Origin of the sequence: Pseudomonas sp. Z8(2022) (assembly GCF_025837155.1) — a bacterium.
Lineage (GTDB): Bacteria > Pseudomonadota > Gammaproteobacteria > Pseudomonadales > Pseudomonadaceae > Aquipseudomonas.
Genome location: NZ_CP107549.1, coordinates 3,598,951 through 3,615,419 on the forward strand (window position 1 = coordinate 3,598,951; position 16,469 = coordinate 3,615,419).

13 protein-coding genes are annotated in these 16,469 nt (G+C 61.7%); 11 read left to right on the top strand and 2 right to left on the bottom strand.

What is annotated here, in order from left to right:
• Positions 1-41 precede the first annotated feature (41 nt).
• The 10 genes from OEG79_RS17245 to cueR all read left to right on the top strand — a co-directional run bounded on the left by OEG79_RS17245 (position 42) and on the right by cueR (position 11,995).
• The gene (locus OEG79_RS17245; RefSeq protein ID WP_264146167.1) at positions 42-2,414 is read left to right on the top strand and encodes a heavy metal translocating P-type ATPase; all 2,373 of its coding nucleotides are present in this window, start codon (positions 42-44) and stop codon (positions 2,412-2,414) included.
• Between the two features lie 108 nt (positions 2,415-2,522).
• Positions 2,523-4,565 carry a type VI secretion system tip protein VgrG gene (locus OEG79_RS17250; protein WP_264146168.1) on the top strand — a complete coding sequence of 681 codons (2,043 nt, stop codon included), beginning with the start codon at positions 2,523-2,525 and terminating at the stop codon, positions 4,563-4,565.
• Positions 4,562-5,125: a DUF4123 domain-containing protein gene (locus tag OEG79_RS17255; protein ID WP_264146169.1), complete on the top strand. Its 564-nt coding sequence runs from the start codon at positions 4,562-4,564 to the stop codon at positions 5,123-5,125. The genes OEG79_RS17250 and OEG79_RS17255 overlap by 4 nt, the downstream gene beginning before the upstream one ends.
• Positions 5,122-7,983 carry a toxin VasX gene (locus tag OEG79_RS17260; RefSeq protein ID WP_264146170.1) on the top strand — a complete coding sequence of 954 codons (2,862 nt, stop codon included), beginning with the start codon at positions 5,122-5,124 and terminating at the stop codon, positions 7,981-7,983. The genes OEG79_RS17255 and OEG79_RS17260 overlap by 4 nt, the downstream gene beginning before the upstream one ends.
• 2 nt (positions 7,984-7,985) lie before the next feature.
• Positions 7,986-8,933, top strand: coding sequence for a hypothetical protein (locus tag OEG79_RS17265; protein WP_264146171.1), 948 nt, complete (start codon positions 7,986-7,988; stop codon positions 8,931-8,933).
• 10 nt (positions 8,934-8,943) lie between these two features.
• A complete protein-coding gene (locus tag OEG79_RS17270) occupies positions 8,944-9,216 on the top strand; it encodes a hypothetical protein (RefSeq protein WP_264146172.1) in 273 nt (90 codons plus the stop codon).
• A 329-nt stretch (positions 9,217-9,545) separates the two neighbouring features.
• On the top strand, positions 9,546-10,166 hold the full coding sequence (locus OEG79_RS17275) for a hypothetical protein (RefSeq protein WP_264146173.1): 621 nt from the start codon (positions 9,546-9,548) through the stop codon (positions 10,164-10,166).
• Positions 10,167-10,352 (top strand): hypothetical protein, encoded by a 186-nt coding sequence (locus tag OEG79_RS17280; RefSeq protein WP_264146174.1) that lies wholly within the window; start codon positions 10,167-10,169, stop codon positions 10,350-10,352.
• Positions 10,349-11,287 (top strand): DUF6708 domain-containing protein, encoded by a 939-nt coding sequence (locus OEG79_RS17285; RefSeq protein ID WP_264146175.1) that lies wholly within the window; start codon positions 10,349-10,351, stop codon positions 11,285-11,287. Before OEG79_RS17280 ends, OEG79_RS17285 begins: the two co-directional genes overlap by 4 nt.
• A gap of 276 nt (positions 11,288-11,563) precedes the next feature.
• Complete coding sequence (gene cueR, locus OEG79_RS17290) at positions 11,564-11,995, top strand: Cu(I)-responsive transcriptional regulator (RefSeq protein WP_264146176.1); 432 nt, start codon at positions 11,564-11,566, stop codon at positions 11,993-11,995.
• Positions 11,996-12,173: 178 nt separating this feature from the next.
• Here the strand turns inward: cueR and OEG79_RS17295 are convergent, their stop codons facing one another.
• Together OEG79_RS17295 and OEG79_RS17300 are read right to left on the bottom strand one after the other, a co-directional pair.
• On the bottom strand, positions 12,174-13,061 hold the full coding sequence (locus tag OEG79_RS17295) for a PA4780 family RIO1-like protein kinase (RefSeq protein WP_264146177.1): 888 nt from the start codon (positions 13,059-13,061) through the stop codon (positions 12,174-12,176).
• Positions 13,062-13,214: 153 nt separating this feature from the next.
• Positions 13,215-13,958 carry a 5-oxoprolinase subunit PxpA gene (locus tag OEG79_RS17300; RefSeq protein ID WP_264146178.1) on the bottom strand — a complete coding sequence of 248 codons (744 nt, stop codon included), beginning with the start codon at positions 13,956-13,958 and terminating at the stop codon, positions 13,215-13,217.
• Positions 13,959-14,186: 228 nt separating this feature from the next.
• On the opposite strand from OEG79_RS17300, the gene OEG79_RS17305 reads away from it, so the two are divergent.
• Positions 14,187-16,445 (top strand): TonB-dependent receptor domain-containing protein, encoded by a 2,259-nt coding sequence (locus OEG79_RS17305; RefSeq protein ID WP_264146179.1) that lies wholly within the window; start codon positions 14,187-14,189, stop codon positions 16,443-16,445.
• The last annotated feature ends 24 nt before the right edge of the window (positions 16,446-16,469 follow it).

Sequence of the window (16,469 nt, forward strand, 5' to 3'; positions counted from 1 at the left end):
AAGGTTGATCCTGTAGCCACGATGTTACAGGGAGCCGAACCATGACCACCTTCGACCTGCCGATCCAGGGCATGACCTGCGCCAGCTGCGCCGGCCGTGTCGAGCGCGCATTGCGCAAACTGCCGGAGGTGAGTAACGCCAGCGTCAATCTGGCCAGCGAGCAGGCGCGTATCGAAGCGCCGGCCGACAGCCTGCCGCAGCTGATCGCCGCCATCGAGGGCGCCGGTTACAGCGTGCCCAGCCAGCCACTGGAACTGAGCGTCGAAGGCATGACCTGCGCCAGTTGCGTCGGCCGTATCGAACGCGCCCTTGGCAAGCTGCCGGGTGTCAGCCAGGTCTCTGTCAATCTTGCCGACGAGAAAGCGCGCCTGCAGGTGCTCGCCGGTTTCGACCCACAGTTGGCGCTGAAGGCTGTAGCTGCCGCCGGATATAGCGCGCAGCTGCACGCAGAACGTCCGGCTACCGATCAGGCCCAGCGCCGTTTGCGCCGTGAGCGTCTGACCTTGCTGGCCGCTATCGCCCTGGCCCTGCCGCTGGTGCTGCCGATGCTGGTCGAGCCGTTCGGCCTGCACTGGATGCTGCCGGCCTGGGTGCAGTTCCTGCTGGCCACACCGGTGCAGTTCATTTTCGGCGCACGCTTCTATCGCGCAGCCTGGCAGGCACTGAAGGCTCGCGCCGGCAACATGGATCAACTGGTCGCCATCGGCACCAGCGCCGGCTACGGTCTCAGCCTGTATCAGTGGGCCGTGACACCGGCCGGACATATGCCGCACCTGTACTTCGAGGCGTCGGCGGTGATCATCAGCCTGATCCTTCTCGGCAAGTACCTGGAGAGCCGCGCCAAGCGCCAGACAACCAGTGCCATTCGCGCATTGCAGGCACTGCGCCCGGAACATGCAGTACGCCTGGTGGACGGGCGCGAGGAGCGCGTCGGCATCGAGTCGCTGGCACTGGGCGACCGCATTCTGGTCAAGCCTGGTGAACGCTTCCCGGTCGACGGTGAGGTCGTGGAAGGCCATAGCCATGCGGACGAAGCGTTGATCAGCGGCGAAAGCCTTCCGGTAGCCAAGCAGCCGGGCGACAAGGTCACGGCCGGCGCCATCAATGGCGAAGGTCGCCTGCTGGTGGAGACCACTGCCCTGGGCGCAGAGACCGTACTGTCACGCATCATCCGCCTGGTCGAGGATGCCCAGGCAGCCAAGGCCCCCATCCAGAAGCTGGTGGACAAGGTCAGCCAGGTGTTCGTCCCCGCCGTGCTACTGATAGCTCTGGCCACGCTACTGGGCTGGCTGGCGTTCGGCGCGCCGCTGGAAGACGCCCTGCTCAATGCCGTCGCCGTGTTGGTGATCGCCTGTCCCTGCGCCCTCGGTCTGGCCACCCCGACCGCGATCATGGCCGGCACCGGCGTCGCCGCGCGGCACGGCATTCTGATCAAGGACGCCGAAGCACTGGAAGTGGCGCACGCCGTCCGCCACGTTGCCTTCGACAAGACCGGCACGCTCACCGAAGGCAAGCCGCAAATCGTCCACCTGGGGCTGGGCGAGGTCGGCGAAGAGGAACTGCTGCGCCTGGCCGGTGGCCTGCAACAGGGAAGCGAACACCCGCTGGCCAAGGCCGTACTGCAGCGCTGCGCCGAACGGCACATCACCCTGCCGACGCTGAGTGAGAGTCGTGCGCTGGCCGGGCGTGGTATCGCCGGCAAGGTCGAAGGCCACTCCCTGCAACTGGGCAGCAGCCGCCTGCTGCAGGAAAACCATCTGCAGGCTGGCATGCTGGCCGACTCCGCACGTGCCTGGGAGGCTGAAGGGCGCACCCTGTCCTGGCTGATCGAAACCGGCAACTCCCCTCGCCTGCTCGGTCTGCTGGCCTTCGGCGATCAACTCAAGGACGGGGCTGCCGACGCCATCGCCGAACTGCGCGCACTGGGCATCACCAGCCACCTGATCAGCGGCGACAACCAGGGCAGCGTGGCGGCGGTCGCCAGTGTGCTGGGTATCGACGAGCCGCACGCTCAGGTACTGCCGGCGGACAAGGCGCGCCTGATCGGCGAGCTGCACCAGCACGCCACAGTGGCCATGGTCGGCGACGGCATCAACGACGCCCCGGCACTGGCCGCAGCGGACGTTGGCATCGCCATGGGCGGCGGCACCGACGCTGCCATGCATGCCGCCGGTATCACCCTGATGCGCGGCGATCCACGCCTGGTCCCAGCGGCGCTGGACATCAGCCGGCGCACCTACGCGAAGATTCGCCAGAACCTGTTCTGGGCCTTTATCTACAACCTGATCGGCATCCCGCTGGCCGCCGCTGGCCTGCTCAACCCGATGCTCGCCGGCGCCGCCATGGCCCTGTCCAGCGTCAGCGTGGTGAGCAACGCGTTGCTGCTCAATCGCTGGAAGCCGAAGGGGTCGTAGCCGGCATTTTCTTGAACCGGCGCATGGTACGGGAATGCCATCATTGAACCAGAGCCCCGTGTCCGGCACCCTTCAGGCCTCGCCCAACTCATGGATGGAGGCCAAGGCATGATGGATGCCAACCAGGCGCATATCACCCTCGCCATTCCCGCTGTCGAAAACGACCTGCAGGTTCTGAGCTTCGAGGGGCGCGAATCGCTCAACAAGCCCTACCGCTTCGATGTCGAACTGGTTAGCCAGAACGCCAGCCTCGACCTCGACGCGCTGATCAACCAGACCGCCTACCTGGCCTTCGGTCCCTCCGGCAAGGGCGTGCACGGTGTGATCTACGCCATAGAGCAAGGCGACTCCGGCAAGCGCCTGACGCGCTACCGCATCAGCCTGCGACCGCAACTCGCCTACCTGGCCCACCGTTACAACCAGCGGATATTCCAGCACCTGACGGTGCCGCAGATCATCGCTCAGATTCTCGAGGACCACGGCATCCAGAGCGATGCCTACCAGTTCCAGCTCGGTTACATCTACCCCGAGCGCGACTACTGCGTGCAGTACGACGAAAGCGACCTGCACTTCATTCAGCGCCTGTGCGAGGAAGAAGGCATCAGCTTCCACTTCCAGCACGGTGAGGACAGCCATCGCCTGGTATTTGGCGATGACGCCAGCGTCTTCCCCAAACTCGCCCCGCTCAACTATCAACAGGGCAGCGGCCTTTCCGCCGATCACGAAGTGGTACGCGCCTTCGGCGTGCGCCTGGAAACTCGCAGCACCCAGGCCTCCTGGCGCGACTACGACTTCGAGCAGCCCAAGCTGCAGATGGAAGCGGACTACAGCAGCGAATTCACCCCGGCGCTGGAGGTGTACGACTACCCCGGCCGCTTCACCGACCGTACGCGTGGCAAGCACCTGGCCAAGCGCAGCCTGGAGCGTCTGCGCAGCGACTACGAACTGGCCGAGGGCCAGAGCGACGCCTACCTGATCTGCGGCCACTTCCTCGCCCTGGCCGGGCACCCGCGTGAGCAGTGGAATGACCTCTGGCTACTCCATGAAGTCATCCACGAAGGCAAACAGCCGCAGGTGCTGGAAGAATCGGTGACCAGCAACACCCAGCCCGATGATGGCTTCCAGCAGGGCTACCGCAACCGCTTTACCGCCACGCCCTGGGACATCCCCTACCGCCCCGCACTTGAACACCGCAAACCCAAGGTGCTCGGCAGCCAGACCGCCGTCGTCACCGGCCCGGCCGGAGAGGAAATCCACTGCGACCAGTACGGCCGGGTGAAAGTGCAGTTCCACTGGGACCGCGAAGGCCTGGGCAACGACACCACCAGTTGCTGGCTGCGCGTGGCCTCCAACTGGGCGGGCGATGCTTACGGCGGTGTAGTCATTCCCCGAGTGGGCATGGAGGTGCTGGTCACCTTTCTCGAAGGCGACCCCGACCAGCCCCTGATCACCGGCTGCCTCTACCACGCCGAGCACGTGGTGCCCTACGATCTGCCGGCGAACAAGACCCGCAGCCTGTTCAAGACACTGAGCAGTCCGGGCGGTGGCGGCTACAACGAGTTACGCATCGAAGACCGCAAGGGCGCCGAGCAGATCTATGTTCACGCCCAGCGTGACTGGGACGAGAACATCGAAAACAACCAGAAGATCCGCGTCGGTAACGAACGCCACGACACCGTCGAGGCCAACACCTACACCGAACTCAAGGCCGAAGAACACCGCACCACCGACCTCGATCGCAAGGTGGAAGTGCGCGCCAACGACCACCTCACCGTCGGCATTACTCAGCACAACAAGATCGGAACTGGCCTGTTCATCGAAGCCGGCAACGAGATTCACTACAACGCCGGCAGCAAGGTGGTGATCGACGCTGGCATGGAACTCACCGCCGCAGGCGGCGGCAGCTTCGTCAAACTTGACCCCAGCGGCGTAACCATCAGCGGCGCGACCATCAAGATGAACACGGGAGGGGCGCCGGGTAGTGGCTCCGGTGCCAAGCCGATTCTGCCAGGACAGGTGAAACCGGCAGATGCCGACAAGGCCGGTATGCCCCTGGAAGCGCTAGCCAAGCAACGTCGCGCGTTCTTGCAGGCCACCAGTGGTGTCTGCGAGGTGTGTGAAGCCGCCAAGCAAGCCAAGGAGGCGAAATGATCGGTAGAGGATTTCTGCTCTTCGATGGCGCCTCACACAAGCAGGCATTGGCATGGCTGTGCCAGACCTTCCCGGAGCACAGCCCGCGCCCTTTGCTACAAGGCACCGCATATGAAGCTTTGGCGGAGCTTGGCCCCATCCTACTGGAAGCGGATGTGGGGAGCGCACTGCATGATGCCTGGAGCCAGGGCCGTGAAGAGCTGCTCAACGCTGTTTGGCTAAAGAGCGACTTCGCCCTGCCTGACTTGCGTAATGCTCTGCAGCGTCGCCTGCGCATCTTTTCCCCTGATGGCCGGGAGTTCTGGTTGCGATTGGCGGATGGCCGGCCGCTCTTGAACGCTTGGCGGGTCCATACCCACTGGCCTAATGGGTTCTGGCACGGCGTGCAGCAAGTCTGGCTACGTGATCATGACGCCCCCGTGTTGGCCTGGAGCAACGTCTATCCCGAACTGGACACCACCCGCCCACAGAACACGCTTGACGCCCAGATCACCCTGGACTGGCCATTGCTGGAAGCCTTGGCGCAACACGAACCGCACTTGCAGGATGCACCCGCATGAACCAAACCGTCGCCCAACCTGATCGTCTTCAGCCTACGGCTTGCACGCTGCTGGCAGCGGTACTGCCAGTTCGCTATGCCATCGGCCCCATTGATCCGCGCCACCCGTCCAGCCTGGACGCTGCCAGCCTGGGCTTGCCCGCTATCGAGGGACTGTTTCCAGATTTGGGGCCGGATCATCCTCAACTGCATGAACGCCCGCTTGGTTATGTGCCACGCATGCTCCGTGATGGCTGGCTGTATGTCTGGGATGGCGGCCTGCAGGAGCTGAACGAATACCGAGTCGAAGCGTCCGTGCTCACACCTACGGCACGTGGCGGCCAGGCACGGGATAAAACCGCCAGACCTTATCTGATGCTGGCAGCCGGTGTTCCGGTTGCCCTGAGCTGGTCGCCAGTGGAGTGGAGTGCTGAAATCTATACAGAGGTCAAGCAACAGGCTGCGCGGCGTGAGCGACTGATGCGCACGATCATCCCTGGCGCTTCGCCTTTCAGCGCCACGATCAAGCCACTGCATGCGCAGATCGGCGATGTGAAGCCGGAGAACTACCGCTGGAGCTGCGCCAGAGAGCCAAAGTATTGGCTGCTGGAAGAGCCACCGCTAAAACCCATGGGCCGTTGCGAGCAACAGCACATCGCCCTGGTTGATGATCCATGGGGCGTGCTACTCGACATTGCCTGCCTACTGCGTGCCCGCAATCAGGCGTTCGACAAACTCAACAAGCACCGCTATGACGAATGGTCGATGGCCGCTGCGGTCAAATCCATCGGCGAGGGCGACCAGGACATACGCCCGCGCCTTGCTTCGATCATCGACGTTGCGCGCGTGCAGCGGGTATTGCAGGAGCAAGAGCGCGAGCAGGCCTCGCTGGATCAGGACCGACGGCGACTCGCCGAGCTGTGGGCGGCCTGGTTCACCACCCTGGGGGGCAGCACACCTGCCGACCTGGAGTCAGCCTGCAACCACTTCGACCTCGGCCAACTCGCCCAGCGCGACATGCTGGAAGCCAGCTTCGCAGCGGCCTGCCTGGGGCCAGCGGCTACGCCGCCTGGCGTCAAGGCGATCGAAGAGGCGATGAGCCTGCAGAGCCCCAGAGGTGACCTCTGGCTGCTGTTGGCCCTGCTCGGAGTGAACAGAAAGATCGAGCCAGGTAACCTCAAGCAACTGCTGCATATTCAGGAAGGCGTCGAAGCCGCTGCCGATGTCAGCGCCGCCGCCGCCAGCCTTTCCCGCGCTACAGCATTGACCCTTGCCCTCAACCTGGGGGCAGAACGGCTGCGGGGTCTTTCCCTCGCAGGCGGTGGCGAGGCCTTGTACGCGGCGCTTTCCCCCATTCTCATGGGCAATCTGCGCTTGAGCCTGGCCCAGCAAATCAACCAACAGGCCTATAACCTGATCACCGCCATGCTGGCTCGCTCCCAGCAACAGTTGGAACTGGTCGAGCTGAGCCCCGCCGATGCTCGCCGCTGGCTGACGGCACAGATGGAACAGGGGCATAACAAAGGACAAGTGCGTAGCCTCAAGAACCGTATCGCACAACTGGAGCGCGAGGAGGCCCGTGCGGCCCGTACGGCGGGCACATCGGCGCCAGCGAAAAGCCCCACTGCCGTTCAGGTCGAGGAAGCCATCCCGCATCTGCGCGTCATCCCCGCTGCGCAGCCTGCGCCCGCACATCCTCAGCCGGGGTATGGCAGCGATGTGCCACACCCGGCGCCGAGCAAGCCGGCAACGGCCTTACCGCCCTTGAGCGGCGAAGAGGCCCAAATGCAACTGCCGCGCAATATCCGTGATTTGCTGGATGAGGCGCCGCTAAAGGCGCTGATTACGGCGGTGGCTATTTGGAACACTGCAAGCACTGTGAGCACATGGAACGACGCAAGGTCAGCGAAGAACTTTATCGCTATCACAAGTGCATCGATGGCAACGCTGACAGCCGGTACAGCAGCGTTGCAACAACTTGCAGACTCCAACTGGGAACATCATGTCGCCCAGGCGAGTCATCTTGATGGCAAAGCCCAAGAGTATTTGGCAAGGGCGCTGGGGCTAGGCGCTGCCGCCATGCTTTTGCAGTCCATCACCGCTGGCATCGACGTGTTCTATTATGGCTGGCATGCGCTGGACGCCTATCGAAACGGGGATCTGGATACGGCGGTTGTCAGCACCAGCCTGGCCGGTGCTCAACTGGGCTACGCCCGTATATCGCTCCAGGCCATGCGTGCCATGCGCGTTGCCCGTAGCGCTGCCCTCGCAGGCGAGGCAGAAGCGCTGGCCACGGGTATTCGCGTGCTCTCCCTGCCACTGCGCCTGAGCCTGGTAGGGCTGACCATCACCATCTTTATCGGGCTGATCTCGCTGATCTACACCGAAGATACGCCGCTGGAACAGTGGCTCAAAAAGACCCGCTTCGGCACGCGCCCGGCGGACTGGTCTGGCGACTTCAACCAGAGCATGCGCGAGTTCTACCGCATCGTCTTGCCGGTCAGCCTCAAGCTCGAACGCTGGAACGACATCAACCCGCGCTCGGGCCTGATCAATGAACTGCGCCTGGTGCTGCGCCTGCCTGGTCAGCGTGAGTACCGGCAAGGCATGGTCAGCTTCGACGGTTATGAGGAGTGGCAACGCTCCACCGGTCTAACGAGCTCTGCCAAACGTTGCATACCGCTGGTCTGGGGTGAGGACGACCCCATTCCACTCGACCCCGACGTTGGCTCCCGCGTGCAGCCCGAAGCCGATGGCAGTGTGCGCCTGCGCCGCGCCTACCACGAGGACGTCGAGGATCTTGTCGCCATCCGTGGCAGCCTGACCTACCAACCCATCGAAGGGCTGTACCTGGCGCCTATCGATATCGACCTGAGCTGATCATGATCACTGCTACCGACCACCCTTTTGCCCAACGCCTGGCCCAGTTACCGGATAGTCGTCTACTCCGTGCTGATCAACCTACCGGCGCTCCGTTGATGTGCATGCCGGAAGTGGAAGAACAGACGGAGCACTATCTGGCCATCGAGCATGGAGATAGTGCAGATAGAGGAATGCTGACGGGGGCTCTGGGGTGGGGAATCGGCTTGACCTGTATATTTACAGGATTTTCCGCCTATTTGGATCGAGATACTGAATGGGTTATTTACAGTCTAGTTATCAGTCTCGCAGCTTTTATCTTTCCATTCGTATGGGAAGTCCTGCGCCCCATACCACTCCCCATCTTGCTCAATCGCCGCACCCGTGAGCTGTACTTCGAGCAAGAAGGTGATATTTACCACACTCCCTGGGATGGCATTGCCGCTGCCACCTACGCCTATGGCACAGTAGGCCCCTACACGGCTGGCATGCGCCATGCCGCACTCGAAGCTCTGCTGCATCGCTATGGCCACCCTCAGGAGCAGGTGGTGATCAACCTAAGCTCGCCCACTGGAAAGAGCCTGGAGATGCAGTTGGGGTTTTGGGAATACCTGCGTGCGTATATGGACAACGGCCCCTGGTTCGATGAGCAAGGGCAACCCAGTGACTCGCCTGAGTTCAACCAGAGCCTGCTGGCCGTACGCAAGCGCCGTGGCCACTGGACGCGCCTGCAATGGCGTGACATCAAGGAGCAGTATCAAGCCAATGGTGGCCGTAACTTCCTGAGTGGCTCTGACTTCGTGCTGTTGGTCGGTAGCCTCTTTTTGGCACCTCTCAACGCCATCCAGAACGTCACCTACGCTGTGGCCAAACGCCGTTCGCGTAGCCAGTGGCCGCAGATGATTCGTGAGCGCCTGCGTGGCGACGGCCCCACCAGTCGGCTGGTGGATCTGGAGCAAGGCCAGGCCTAGGCGGCAAAGCGTGGTCAGCTTCGACGGCTACGAAGAGTGGCAACGTTCCACTGATCTCACTAGTTCTGTCAAACGTTGCGTCCCCCTGGTCTGGGGTGAAGATGACCCTATTCCACTCGATCTGGACGTCGGCACCCGCGTACAACCCGAAGCCGATGGCAGCGTACGCCTGCGCCGCGCCTACCACGAGGACGTCGAGAAACTCATCGCCATCCGTGGCAGCCTGACCTACCAACCCATCGAAGGGCTGTACCTGGCGCCTATCGATATCGACCTGAGCTGATCATGACCACTGCTACCGACCACCCTTTTGCCCAACGCTTGGCCCAGTTACCGGACAGCCGCCTGCTCCGTGCCGATCAACCTACCGGCGCTGCGTTGATGTGCATGCCGGAAGTGGAAGAACAGACGGAGCACTATCTGGCCATTGAGCATGGTGATAGTGCTGATCGAGGGATGTGGACTGGTGCCTTGGGGGGGGTGGCCGGTTTTTTTTGGGGAGTTTTTTCCCTAGCCCTCTATCTAGATCATCGACCTGAACAAGCGCTAACCACTTTATTGGTCGGACTTGCTTTCTTTACGGTGCCATTCATTTGGGAAGTCCTACGCCCCATGCCACTCCCCATCCTGCTCAATCGCCGCACCCGCGAGCTGTACTTCGAGCAAGAAGGCGAGATTTACCACACTCCTTGGGACGGTATCGCCGCAGCCACCTATGCCTATGGCACGGTCGGCCCCTATACGGCCGGCATGCGCCATGCCGCACTCGAAGCCTTGCTGCACCGCTATGGTCATCCTCAGGATCAGGTGGTGATCAACCTAGGCTCGCCTATAGGCAAGAGCCTGGAGATGCAATTGGGATTCTGGGAGTATCTGCGCGCCTATATGGACAATGGCCCCTGGTTCGATGAGCAAGGACGACACAGTGACTCGCCTGAACATCTACAGGCTTTTCAGGAAGTGCGTAACAGCAAGGGACAGTCGGTGCGCCTGTACTGGGGGCTGATCAAAGAGGAATACAAAGCCAACAAGGGCCGCAACTTTCTCAGCTATGCCGACTTCATGTTGCTGTTCGGCAGCATGATGCTACTGCCCGTGCGTATCCTGCAGAACTTCACCTACGCCATGGCCAAACGCCGTTCGCGTAGCCAGTGGCCGCAGATGATTCGCGAACGCCTGCGTGCCGACGGCCCCACCAGTCGACTGGTAGATATGGAGCAAGGCCAGGCATAGGTGGCAGGGCTGGAGAACGTGATCGGTGGCCCGCGCGGGCTTGCCTACACCCTTGGCCCCAGCGGGCTGCTGAGTGATGGTGAGGTGATCGAACTGCGCGCCGACGACCCGACCACGGAGCTGGATCGCGCCACGTCCCACCGCCTGGACGGCACCGTCTATCTGCAACCCAAGGACACCGTATGAGCCAACCCGCAGCCGGCAGCAGCCGCAAAGGCCTGTTTTCCCGTGACGACTACCTGGCCCCGCCGCATATCCCAACCGGTCAACCTCCCAAGGATGTGCTCAATACCATCTGGCGCAAGAACGAGGTGTTTCTCGATATCGGCTCGTACAGCATTGGCTCGGCGGTAATGGTGATATGGCCAGCGCTATTGCTTGCAGTTCTGATTCTATGGAATACGGGAGGGTTTGTCGGGCGAAATACTGGCTTGACGATACTCTTTTCCATAATGCTTGGTATCCCCATCCTGATCTTGCTGCATAGCCTGACCCAGCCTGTACCGCCCCCAGTGCGCTTCAACCGCCAACGCCGCGAAGTCTGCGTGCCGCAAAAGGATGGCAGCTATTGGATCGTTCCCTGGGAACAGGTAACCGCTGCCGCCACTGCCGTTTCCTCGGTTGGCCAGCATGGCAAGACCACCCAGGCTCTACTGGTGGTTGGCTTCACCAACCCCGACCCGAATGCCAGGGATGAGGATAAGCATTTCAGCCTGGGGTTCAGTTGTGGAGGTGGCACCACCGCCATGCGCTTATGGGAGTGTATGCGCAGCTATATGGAGATTGGCCCGGAAGCGGTGTCCGACAATACCTATCGCCTCAGACGCAGCAAGGGCATCTGGGCCACCTACATTGATGACCTGGTCGAAGCAGCTCGGCGCAAAGGCTGGTTTCTAGCATTGCTGTGGGAAGGTTTTTGCGGTTTGGTTGTATTCAATACATTGCTTATAGATTTGATCGAACGGAAAAAACTCTCCCCCCCTCCCGACCTGACCGACCCAGCTATCGTCGAATGGTCACAACCCTTGCCGCCAGAACAATGGGCCAAGCGCTCCCCGGAATTGGAGCGCGCCATTGCAGAGCGCGAGGCTGAGCTGGCAAGCGAGCAAGCTACCGCATGAGCCAACCCGCAGCCGGTAGCAGCCGCAAAGGCCTGTTCTCCCGTGACGACTACCTGGCCCCGCCGCATATCCCCACCGGCCAATCGCCCAAGGAAATGGGGTAGAACCCCCTACGCCATGGCCAAACGCCGCTCGCGTAGCCAGTGGCCTCAAATAATCCGTGAGCGCCTACGGGCAGATGGCCCAACCAGCCGGCTGGTTGATTTGGAGCCAACGAGTTCCGACATAGTCGTTTAGCGTTATCCTGCGCAACGACTCAATGGCTAGAGTTTTCATATGAACATCGGCGAAGCCGCCAAACACACCGGCCTGAGCGCCAAGATGATTCGCTACTACGAGTCCATCGGACTGCTGCCCCATGCCGGGCGGTCGGAGAGTGGCTATCGGCAGTACAACGCAGACGACCTGCATCGCCTGGCCTTCATCAAGCGCGCACGGGATCTGGGATTTTCTCTCGAGGAGGTTGGCAAACTGCTGGCCCTGTGGCAGGACAAGCGGCGCGCCAGTGCCGATGTAAAGGCGCTGGCCGAGGAGCATATCGCCGAGTTGGAGCGCAAGATCACCGAGATGAGCGCCTTGCGCGATACGCTGGTGGAGCTGGCGAACAGTTGCCAGGGTAACGACCGGCCGGACTGCCCGATCCTGAAGGGCATCGAACAGGGTGTGGGCTGTAGCACCTCCAACTGCGTGCATGGAGGCACCAAGTAGCCCGGATGTAATCCGGGGAAGCTGCCAAAACACCCCGGATTTTATCCGGGCTACGATTTATGCGCGTATGGAGACCCTGGTAGCCCGGATGCAATCGGGGGCATGCCAACGTCGCTACAGGACGTGGTTAGGCCCACAACGCCAGGTGCGCGCGGCGTACCCTACGGAGTAGAGCCGTTCAGCGCATCCAGGGCGGTATCGGCTCAGCGTCCCTGGGTTCGTCTTCGGCGTTGAGCAGGGCCTGCTTCTTCGCTTCCTCGGCCAGGGCGGCCTTGATCTCGCGCATCACCGCGTCGATATCGGCAGCGTCCTCGGGCTCGGCGAACTCACCGGTCAACTGTGTATCTGGCTGCAGTTTGCCGGCCTCGTAGAGCGCCCACATTTCCTTGGCGTACTTGGTGTACTTCAGCTCCGGGGCAAACTGGCCGAAGTACTCGGCCATGTTGCGCACATCACGCTCCAGCATGCTGAAGGCGTGGTTGTTGGCGGCGGCATCCACCGCCTGCGGCAGGTCAATGATCACCGGGCCTTCGGGTCCAAGCAGCACGTTGAATTCCGACAGGTCGCCATGCACCAAGCCGGCGCAGAGCATCTTGACGATCTCCTGGATCATGAAGGCGTGAAATTCGCGAGCATCGTCAGGGTGCAGGTCGACGTCATTGAGTCGTGGCGCAACGTCACCCTCACCGTCACCCACCAGCTCCATCAGCAATACGCCATCGAGAAAGTCATAGGGTTTGGGCACCCGTACGCCGGCATTGGCCAGGCGGAAGAGAGCAGCGACTTCGGCATTCTGCCAGGCCTGCTCCTGCTCCTTGCGCCCGTACTTGCTGCCCTTGGCCATGGCTCGCGCCTGCCGGCTGCCACGCACCTTGCGCCCTTCCTGATACTCGGATGCCTGGCGGAAGCTGCGTTTGTTGGCTTCCTTGTAGACCTTGGCACAGCGCAGCTCGTCGCCACAGCGCACCACATACACCGCTGCTTCCTTGCCACTCATCAGCGGTCGCAGCACCTCGTCCACCAGGCCATCCTCGACCAGGGGTTCAATACGTTTGGGCGTCTTCATCGGTGTGGAACACGGATCCTTTCTGACGGAGAGAGTAATTGCCGACCATCGTCGCACAGCAGACACCCTGATCAAAGCTCGCGAGCCCGAGCCGGGCGGGTGATGAACAGCCTGAGCGTCCGTGAACAGCCCCGCAGCAGCCCGAACTATTCCTCAGAGCGCGTCCAGGCTGGCGCGCAGTCGGCGCAGCACCGCCAGCGATTCGGGGTTGTCGCCGTGAACGCACAGGCTGTCGGCCCGCAGACGCAGGGGCTTGCCATCGATATCGGCGAAAGGCTCGCCCTGGGCGATAGCCAGGGCCTGACTCAGGATGCGCTCAGGCTCCTGGTGCACTGCGCCACTGAGCCGGCGCGGTGCAAGTTGCCCATCCGACAAATAGGCACGGTCAGCAAACGCCTCGAACATCATCGGTACGCCGGCCTTGTCAGCCAGGCGCAGCTCGCGACCATTATCGGCCAGTGCCAACACCATCAGTGGTAGCCCTTGGCGGTAGCTGGCACAGGCATCCAGCACCGCCATCAGAAGCGCGTCATCACGAACCAGATCGTTGTACAGCGCGCCATGGGGTTTGACGTACGCCACCTGGCAGCCAGCCGAGCGGCAGAAGGCATCGAGTGCGCCGAGCTGATAAAGCACCAGCGCACGCACCTCCTCCGGCGAACATTGCAGATGACGCCGGCCAAAGCCTTGCAGGTCGGGATAGGACGGATGCGCTCCGATGCTCACACCGTGCGCCACGGCCAGCTCGACGCTTCGCGCCATGATCAGCGGATCACCTGCATGGAAGCCGCAGGCCAGGTTGGCTTGGTCGATCAGCGGCATCGCCAGTTGATCATCGCCCATGCACCAGGCGCCGAAGCCTTCGCCCATGTCGCAGTTGAGAAGAATACGGTTCATGTCGGCAGCTTAGAGGGTCATGACGACAGGCGTAAAGCTCGCCGAAGATTCGATAACCAATCTCATTTACAAAATTTACATCTGCCTTCAGCCCAGTCACCGCGGCCTCTCCAGCCATCTTCAACAGCCACCGGTATCGTGCGCGATTGATCCTTATATGCAAATCACTATCATCCCGGCCGTTCATAACCGTTCCGACTGCACCCTCTTATCGCCAGGAGTAGATCGATGTCCGCCCTCAATTCCCGCACCGCCTTGGCTAGCGCCATTGCTCTGGCCGCCAGTTTCGGCGCTCAGGCCAGCGAGCCCATCACCCTGGGTGACGTGGTCGTCAGTGCCTCCGGCTTCGAGCAGAAGATCACCGAGGCACCCGCCAGCATCAGCGTGATCAACCGCGAGGAATTGCAGCAGAAGCGCTACAACAACCTGGCGCAGGCGCTGGGTGACGTTGAAGGTATCGACATTGGCCAGGGCACCGGCAAGACCGGTGGGCTGAACATCAGCATCCGTGGCATGGAGAGCAAGTACACGCTGATCCTGATTGACGGCCGTCGCCAGAACGCTGCCGGCAACATCACCCCGAACGGCTTCGGCGAGACTTCCACAAGCTTCATGCCTCCACTGTCAGCCATCGAACGTATCGAGGTGATCCGTGGCCCGATGTCGACCCTTTACGGTTCCGATGCCATGGGTGGCGTGATCAACATCATCACCCGCAAAGTGGGCAAAGAATGGGCGGGCTCCTTCACTCAGGACTACACCTATCAGGAAGACCGTGATTACGGCGATACCCGCTCTACCAGCCTGTACGCCAGCGGCCCGCTGATTGATGAACTGCTGGGTCTACAGGTTCGCGGCAGCCTGTTCGACCGGGACGAATCCAATCTGGAGTTCGCGCCAGGTGTGCCGATGAGTCGCCGAGGCGGCTCTGCGGTAGAGGGTGGCAACCACAATATCGGCGCTCGTCTGACGCTGACGCCGCATGCGGACCATGACTTCTCGCTCGACTTCGATCGCGGCCGCCAGTACTACGAGAACGACAATTGCCAACTGGGCACACTCGACGGCTGGGGCAGCGGTCCTGCCGATACGGGTTGTCAAACCGTGCAACCGACGCAGGCCAACGGTTACTCCGACAAGCTGCGCTTCGAGCGGGATCAGTACGCTCTCAGTCATACCGGCCGTTTCGGTTTTGGTACGCTTGACAGCAGCCTGATGCGCAACACTACCGAGACCCTGGGCCGCACGATCCCCGGAGGCACACTGGGCCGCCCCGGATTCCTGCCCATCGGCTCCCCCTATGCAGGCTTCCCATCGATCATCGTGGGTGACGACCGCGAATTGAAGACCACCAACACGGTGTTCGACAGCAAGCTGACGGCCCCAATCGGTGACTCCAACATCACGACCGTCGGTGTGCAATGGTGGAAAGCGAAGATGACCGACAGCCTCGCTGGCGAGGACTTCGAACAGACTACCAAAGCGGTATTTGCTGAAAACGAGTGGCGCATTCGTGACGATCTGGCTCTTACACTGGGCGGACGTTACGACGATCACGAGGCATTCGGCGGCAACTTCAGCCCACGCGCGTACCTGGTCTGGAATACCACCGACAACTGGACGCTCAAGGGCGGCGTCAGCCGTGGCTACAAGGCTCCCGATCTCAACGACCTGCACGGTGGCATCAACGGCGTCTCCGGTCAGGGCAGCACAGTGACCATCGGTAACCCTGACCTGAAGCCTGAAACCAGCACCACTACCGAGTTCGGCGTCTACTTTGACAACCTGGCCGGTTTCAATGCCAACGCAACCCTGTTCCATAACAAGTTCAAGGACAAGATCGCCGCTGGCGATCCGGTGAGCGACCCGCTGTGCGCCGGCAACAGCAACGGCACCTGCTCGCAAAATATCAACGTCGATGAGGCGGTCACTCGAGGTCTGGAACTGGCCGCCAGCTGGAACTTCGCCCCGGCGTGGACACTGAGCGGTAACTACACCTATACCGACAGCGAGCAGAAGAGCGGTAACGACAAGGGGGCTCCGCTTACCAATACACCGGCCCACCTGGCCAATGCCAAGCTGAACTGGCAGACCACAGACACGCTGAACCTGTGGCTGAAGGCTGAATATCGCGGCGAACGAGCGCGTTTCACCTCCAAATACGAGAATCTGGACGACAACGGTCGCTACTCCACCAACCAGTCGATCTGGGACACCCTGGGGCGCAACACCGAGGCGTATACCCTGCTGCACCTGGGGGGCTCGTTCAAGGCCACGGAAAATCTGACCTTGAATGCCACCATCTACAACCTGTTGGACAAGGAGTTCAACAAGGGCAAGGCGTACACCACCTACTCGTACAACAACAGCGGTGTGCTGACCACCGGCACCGCCTACGGCACCGACTATGCCAACTTCGGTCAGTCCACTACCGGCACCGTGCAGGAAGGCCGTCGCTTGTGGGTATCGGCGACCTTCGACTTCTGATCGAATCCGCTGCACAACAGCCGC